We start from the raw sequence: 2,524 nt of genomic DNA on the forward strand, positions 1-2,524 counted from the left end.
ATGTGTATAAGGGACAGTCCCCAATTTGTTTCGCGCCCATGATCCGGCCTGGATACGCTCATGGACATGAGTAATCTCATTCGCGTCACCTATCGCAAGTACGACGGCTCGCTGCACTGGAACGGCGTCATGCGCCGCCTGGGCGAGGACGACTTCGGCGTGTGGCTCGGCTGGGGGGCCGGGCTGACGATGCGCCGCGGGTACGAGCCGCCGGTGACCTTCCCGGAGCCGCACGTGTCGCTCTATCCCAGAGACAAGTGGTGGACGGCGTCCTTCTACACCGCGCCACGACGGACGGAGATCTACTGCGACATCACCACCGTTCCGGAGTGGCCCACCGAGGATGAGGTCACCATGGTGGACCTCGACCTGGATGTGATCAGGCGCCGTGAGGACCGCCAGGCGATCATCCTCGACGAGGACGAATTCCTCGAGCACCAAGTGCGTTATGCGTACCCTCCCAACGTGATCGAAGCTGCTCGAAACTCTGCTGACGCGCTGCTCCCTGCAGTGGGCGGCGACGCCGAGCCGTTCCAGTCGGCCTATTTCGAATGGTTGAGCAAGGTCGAGCAGTACGAGGGCGACCCGGCTGCTTGACGGAGTCGGGACGTGAGGCTGCGTCGATGTATCGCGACGGCGGCCTCAGTCGCTTGCTTCGGTGGTTTCAGTGGCTCCGGTGGCGTCAGCGGGATGGGCCCTCGGCGAGGGCCTTGACCGCGGCCAGGGGCTTGTCCCAGGTCGACGCCAGTTCGTTCATCCACTGCGCCGTGTCCTCGAGCGGGGCCGGGGCGACGCTGTAGCGCACTTCCCGACCGATCTTTCGGCCGACGACGAGTCCGGCTTGCTGGAGCACGGCGAGGTGTTTGACGACGGCTTGGCGCGTGACGGGGAGGCGTTCGGCGAGGGTGGTCGCGGTGCCTCCGCCGGCGGTGGACAGGCCATTGAGGATGCGGCGGCGCATCGGGTCGGCGAGTGCCACCAGCACGATCTCGATCAGCGCGTCTTCGGCCGGGCTCGATCGGTTGGCGAGTCTGGATGCTGTGGAGGCTTCAGATACCGCAGACGATTTGGACGCTTCGGATGCAGGGGAAACTGCGGATGCCGCGGCCACGCCGGATGCCAATGACGCCTCGGCCGCTCCGGATGCCGTGGATGTCACGAATGCTTCGGACGCCGCGGATACTCCGGGTGACTCGGCATCTGGTTTGCGGTCGGCCCCGTGTCGCTTGTGGCTTGTGGGGCCTGTGTCTGCCTGCTGCTTCGGGCGATGCTGCTCCGCGTGGTGCTGCGCTGTACCTCGGCCTTCGTCTTGCCGGCTCGTGCTCTGCTGCTCGGTGTTCTGCGGAGCTGTGCTCTGCCGCTCCACGCTCTGCTGCTCGGCGTCCTGTCGAGCTGTGCTTTGGCGTTCCGCATTCTGCTGCTCGGCGCGACGCTTCTCCGCGCCCGCACCCGCACCCGCGCCTTGCCGCTGAGCAGCACTCTGCTGCTCGTCGCTTTGGCGCATCGCGCTTTGCTGCTCCTCACCTTGGCGTATCGCGCCTTGCCGTGCCTCGCCTTCTCGCGCTGCGCTTTGCCGTGCGGCGCTTTGCCGGTCTGCGCTGTGTGGCGTCATGGGCGCTGGCGCCTCCTGTCGTCCTTGTTCCCGCGGTGATTGGCTGGTCGGTCCCCCGCCCCGGCGGCTGGTTGCTCAGATCGAGTCCACCTCCTCGAGGGCGTCGTCGTCCTCGGGCTGCTCGGCGTAGACGGCCAGGCCTCGAACGGCCTCGCCCCAGCCGCCGGCGTTGGCTTTGTAGCGGCGCTCGATCACGGACGGGTCGGCCTCTACTCGGGCGAATCCGCTCTCGACGACGCGCAGCCTGGTGCCTTCGCGCTCGGGGGTGAGGGTGAACTCGACGAGGGTGGCGTTCGCTTCGGTCGGCTCGCGGGAGTCGGCGTCGTCGGCGGCCCAGCGGAAGGAGAAGGACTTGGGTTCGTCGACCTGCTCGATGACGGCGGGGAGTTTGCCGTGGTCGCCGTGGTCGAAGACGATGCGGCCGCCGGGGCGCAGGTCGACTTCGGCAGGGTCGCCGTTGCCGAACCAGGTGCCGACGTGTTGCGGTTGGGTGAGGACGGCCCAGACGCGGGCCGCGTCGGCGGCGATGTAGACGTCTCGCTCGATCCGGTCGTTGGTCGACATGGTGAATCCCCTCGTGTGGTGGTGTGCGTCGCCTTCGCCATCCGCGGCGCTGTGGCTCGGGCGCCGCGGGTCGACGAGGACGACTCCCCGTGGAACTGCAACTCCATAGTTGCACATGGCGAGAGGACGCGCAACCCGTACGTTGCAGGTTTCTTATCGGGCGAGGAGGTCCTTGAGGGCGGCGGCGAGGCGTTCGAAGTCGGCGATGTTGTTGTAGAGCTGGGCGGAGACGCGGAGCAGGGCTTGTCCGTTCCATGCGTCGACCGGGCATTCGATGGCGTATTCGACGGCGAGCCGGTCGGTCAGTTCGATACCTGCCTCGCGGGTGGGGGCGACGCCGGGCAGGGG

Annotated in this window: 3 protein-coding genes and 1 pseudogene; 1 reads left to right on the forward strand and 3 read right to left on the reverse strand. The window is 67.2% G+C overall.

The genetic code is table 11. The features are described 5' to 3' along the window. The first annotated feature begins 66 nt into the window (after positions 1-66). The gene (locus KDL01_RS40450) at positions 67-597 is read left to right on the forward strand and encodes a DUF402 domain-containing protein (RefSeq protein WP_368861749.1); all 531 of its coding nucleotides are present in this window, start codon (positions 67-69) and stop codon (positions 595-597) included. An 85-nt stretch (positions 598-682) separates the two neighbouring features. Here the strand turns inward: KDL01_RS40450 and KDL01_RS40455 are convergent, their stop codons facing one another. The 3 genes and pseudogenes from KDL01_RS40455 to KDL01_RS40465 form a co-directional block, all read right to left on the reverse strand. Continuing rightward, the gene (locus KDL01_RS40455) at positions 683-1,612 is read right to left on the reverse strand and encodes an ArsR/SmtB family transcription factor (RefSeq protein WP_212534023.1); all 930 of its coding nucleotides are present in this window, start codon (positions 1,610-1,612) and stop codon (positions 683-685) included. A gap of 75 nt (positions 1,613-1,687) precedes the next feature. After that, on the reverse strand, positions 1,688-2,176 hold the full coding sequence (locus KDL01_RS40460; RefSeq protein WP_212534024.1) for an SRPBCC family protein: 489 nt from the start codon (positions 2,174-2,176) through the stop codon (positions 1,688-1,690). 153 nt (positions 2,177-2,329) lie between these two features. Further along, a pseudogene (locus KDL01_RS40465) lies at positions 2,330-2,524 on the reverse strand (aminotransferase class V-fold PLP-dependent enzyme); the annotation flags it as partial.

It is taken from the genome of Actinospica durhamensis, assembly GCF_018139695.1.
GTDB classification, from domain to species: domain Bacteria; phylum Actinomycetota; class Actinomycetes; order Streptomycetales; family Catenulisporaceae; genus Actinospica; species Actinospica durhamensis.

What these genes read in the sequence shown, in the direction of transcription:
- KDL01_RS40450 (WP_368861749.1), top strand. Translation starts at nt 67, where the DNA reads ATGAGTAATCTCATTCGCGTCACCTATCGCAAGTACGACGGCTCGCTG.
- KDL01_RS40455 (WP_212534023.1), bottom strand. Translation starts at nt 1,612, where the DNA reads ATGACGCCACACAGCGCAGACCGGCAAAGCGCCGCACGGCAAAGCGCA.
- KDL01_RS40460 (WP_212534024.1), bottom strand. Translation starts at nt 2,176, where the DNA reads ATGTCGACCAACGACCGGATCGAGCGAGACGTCTACATCGCCGCCGAC.